Source organism: Gluconobacter vitians (genome assembly GCF_015244565.1).
GTDB classification, from domain to species: Bacteria; Pseudomonadota; Alphaproteobacteria; order Acetobacterales; family Acetobacteraceae; genus Gluconobacter; species Gluconobacter vitians.
This window is the reverse complement of record NZ_JABCQG010000060.1, coordinates 1-2761: the sequence shown is the minus strand read 5'-3', so window position 1 is coordinate 2761 and position 2761 is coordinate 1. Positions and strand designations below refer to the sequence as shown.

At 62.2% G+C, this 2761-nt stretch carries 4 protein-coding genes; 1 reads left to right on the top strand and 3 read right to left on the bottom strand.

Annotated elements, in window-relative coordinates; translation table 11 throughout:
* The 3 genes from HKD24_RS14950 to HKD24_RS14940 all read right to left on the bottom strand — a co-directional run.
* Positions 1-862, bottom strand: an 862-nt coding sequence (locus tag HKD24_RS14950; RefSeq protein ID WP_194260950.1) for a DUF4158 domain-containing protein, incomplete at its 3' end; no start/stop codon positions are given.
* A 4-nt stretch (positions 863-866) separates the two neighbouring features.
* On the bottom strand, positions 867-1451 hold the full coding sequence (locus HKD24_RS14945) for a recombinase family protein (protein ID WP_010339849.1): 585 nt from the start codon (positions 1449-1451) through the stop codon (positions 867-869).
* A gap of 133 nt (positions 1452-1584) precedes the next feature.
* The gene (locus tag HKD24_RS14940) at positions 1585-2061 is read right to left on the bottom strand and encodes a YkgB family protein (protein ID WP_010339850.1); all 477 of its coding nucleotides are present in this window, start codon (positions 2059-2061) and stop codon (positions 1585-1587) included.
* Between the two features lie 104 nt (positions 2062-2165).
* On the opposite strand from HKD24_RS14940, the gene HKD24_RS14935 reads away from it, so the two are divergent.
* Positions 2166-2708, top strand: coding sequence for a MarR family winged helix-turn-helix transcriptional regulator (locus HKD24_RS14935; RefSeq protein ID WP_010339851.1), 543 nt, complete (start codon positions 2166-2168; stop codon positions 2706-2708).
* The last annotated feature ends 53 nt before the right edge of the window (positions 2709-2761 follow it).

Genomic DNA, 2761 nt, shown 5'->3' with positions numbered 1-2761 from the left:
TAACGATGGTTTCGAGGATGGTCGCCACCAATGTGGCGCGACGCCGCGTCGCTTGCAGCGTCCGAACATGTTGCGCGGTCAGCCGCACGCCTTCCTGGCACAGGCGTCGGAGGCGCTCGGGATGGACGCCTACGGCGATATCCGGATCGATCCCGATGGCCCGAAGCAGTGTCAGTCGCTCGATGATGGCGGCGAATGTCTTTCGGCCGGGCTTGCCGGGTGACTGCCGCACCCAGGCCAGATCGCTCAAGTTCGTGCCTGTGTGGGGCAGGAGAAGCGCATCGAGCAGCCGGCGCTGTCGAGCATCGAGTCCTCGGGTCAGATGCTCGGCGACATGGCGTTCGGCATCGAGCAACGCCTGTGCGACCATCCGCTCGACCGAACTGATGCCCGGCACAATGATGCGCCGTCGCCGGCACTCATCCAGCATCACGCGCGCCAGCCTAGCCCCGCTGGTCGTCGTCAGCGCGATCGGCAGGAGCCATTCCTGCAACGTCGTTCGCAGCGGCCGACTGAGCGGCATGAAGCCGAATGCATCGCGCAGTGCATCGAGCTGTTCGTACCGGGTCGGGCCGCGCGTCGCGTAGTCGGCCAGCACCTCGGGTCCGACCTGCAATTGCTCTGCGACGAACGCGAGCGGCGTATCAGGGATCAGTTCACCGGGTCGCAGGAAACGGCCAGGATAGCGCAGCGCGCAAAGCTGGATCGCGAAACCCAGCCGGTTATGCGGTCGCCTCCGGCGGACGATGATGGCCAAGTCGTCCCGGCTCAATGTCCAGTGCTGGACGAGCAGGGTTTCGTCGTCGGGAAGCGCGAGCAACGCCGCGCGTTGCTCGTCCGACAGGACGGCGCGACGCGGCATCGGCTTAGACCTTGGCCGGTGCGGTCCAGCCGATCCGGGCAAGCGTGCCGAGAAGGGTCGAACGCGGCACCTTGAAGGTCCGGCAGACGGACGCCTTGCTGGCCCCGCCATCCAGCGCGGCGGTGATCCGCTCGAGCGTTTCGGCGTCGATCATCGGCGGGCGGCCACCTTGGCGTCCCCGGCGTTTGGCAGCAGCCAGTCCCGCCATCACCCGTTCGCGCGTGAGCGCACGCTCATATTGTGCCAATGCACCGAACAGCGAGAACAGCAATTCGCCGTGCGGCGTGGTCGTATCCATCTGCTCGGTCAGCGACCGGAACGCGATGCCGCGCGCCTTCAGATCGGTGACGATCGTCAGCAGGTGCGGCAGCGAGCGTCCGAGCCGGTCGAGCTTCCACACGATCAGTGTGTCGCCCGCGTTCAGATAGTCGAGGCAGGCTTTCAGGCCTGGTCGGTCGTCGCGCGCGCCGGATGCCTTGTCGGTATGGAGATGCCGATGATCGACCCCGGTTGCGACGAGCGCGTCCCGCTGGAGATCGACCGTTTGGCGGTCATCGGTCGTTGACACCCGCATATATCCGACCAGCATGTACGACAAACCCTCGAAAGCATGTTTTCGAACACCCTATCAAAGCGACAGGGTTTGTCGATCGTTATGGGCTGAGGCGGGTATGGTTCGGCAAAAGCGCAGGTCCGGAGCGTCGCCTATCACCTGTTTGCCGTCACGCGTCTGCTGTCCGTATGGACGCAAGTAGAAGGCACGCTGATGCCGCAAGAAGCACCAGGTCCTTCAACAGGAACTGTCCGGTTCCGGCCGAAATCGCCGGGAACCCGCCAGCGGTCGGCTCGGCGACGCCAGGCGTGCTCAGGAAAAACGTCAGTGTCACGGCATAAGTCAGGCATGACATCGCCGCGCCGAGAGCGGAGGCCGTCTTGTTGAAAGCACCGATAATCAGCGCAGCGGCCGTCGCGAGCTCGACGGTGCCTATAAAATAGCTTCCACCCTGCACCCCAAAAACGGCCGGAATCCAGCTCATGATCGGACTGTTCTTCATCAATGGCGCGATGCCCATCGCTTCATAGCTCGTGAATTTCATGCAACCGAACCAGAGAAAGATGACCACCAGCGCCCAGCGCAGCAACGCGAGAGACCCGCGAGAGCCGGTCGTCTTTTCAGCTATGTGTAATGTCGAAAACATGGTGCCTCGCTTTCATCATGGCGCATGACCTGCCTTCATGCTTAGACAGGCGTGATATATGCGCTGCGCATACACTATGCGCCGGCAATGAATGAGGCAACCCTTTGAACGTACTCTCGGACCGGCTCGTCAATCTGTTCGGCGCCCTCGCAGTGGGCATCACCGATCGAATTAAGAAGGCGGCATTCGACCCGACGATACCCGGCGGTGGCGAAACCACCGCGGCGATCGTCGTCATCGGTCACGCGACCGGTCTTTCGATCGACGAATTAGGACGGGTGCTAGGCTTGTCCCACGCGGGGACGGTGCGGCTTGTCGATCGATTGGTTGCAGCCGGGTTCGCCGTTCGATCCAAAGCGCTACGGGACCGTCGTGCAGTAGCGCTGATGCTCACTGAGGCAGGCGAGACTCGCCTATCTGCGATCCTGCAACGAAGAAACGAGACTTTATCCGAAATCCTTAGCCATGTCTCGAATGCTGACCGCCTCGTGCTGGAACGTATTGCCGAGACAATACTTGCGCAGATGTCTGACGACGCTGTCTCGGCGCTGACGATATGCCGGCTCTGCGACGAGAGGCGATGCTACAACTGTCCGATGGATGCCTTTGGAATGCTGGAGTCGTCGACGCATAGAGTCGACCCATAAGTGCGCGCAGAGACGCTTAGCGTATATCTGTGCCCGTTCTATGTCCTGACCCC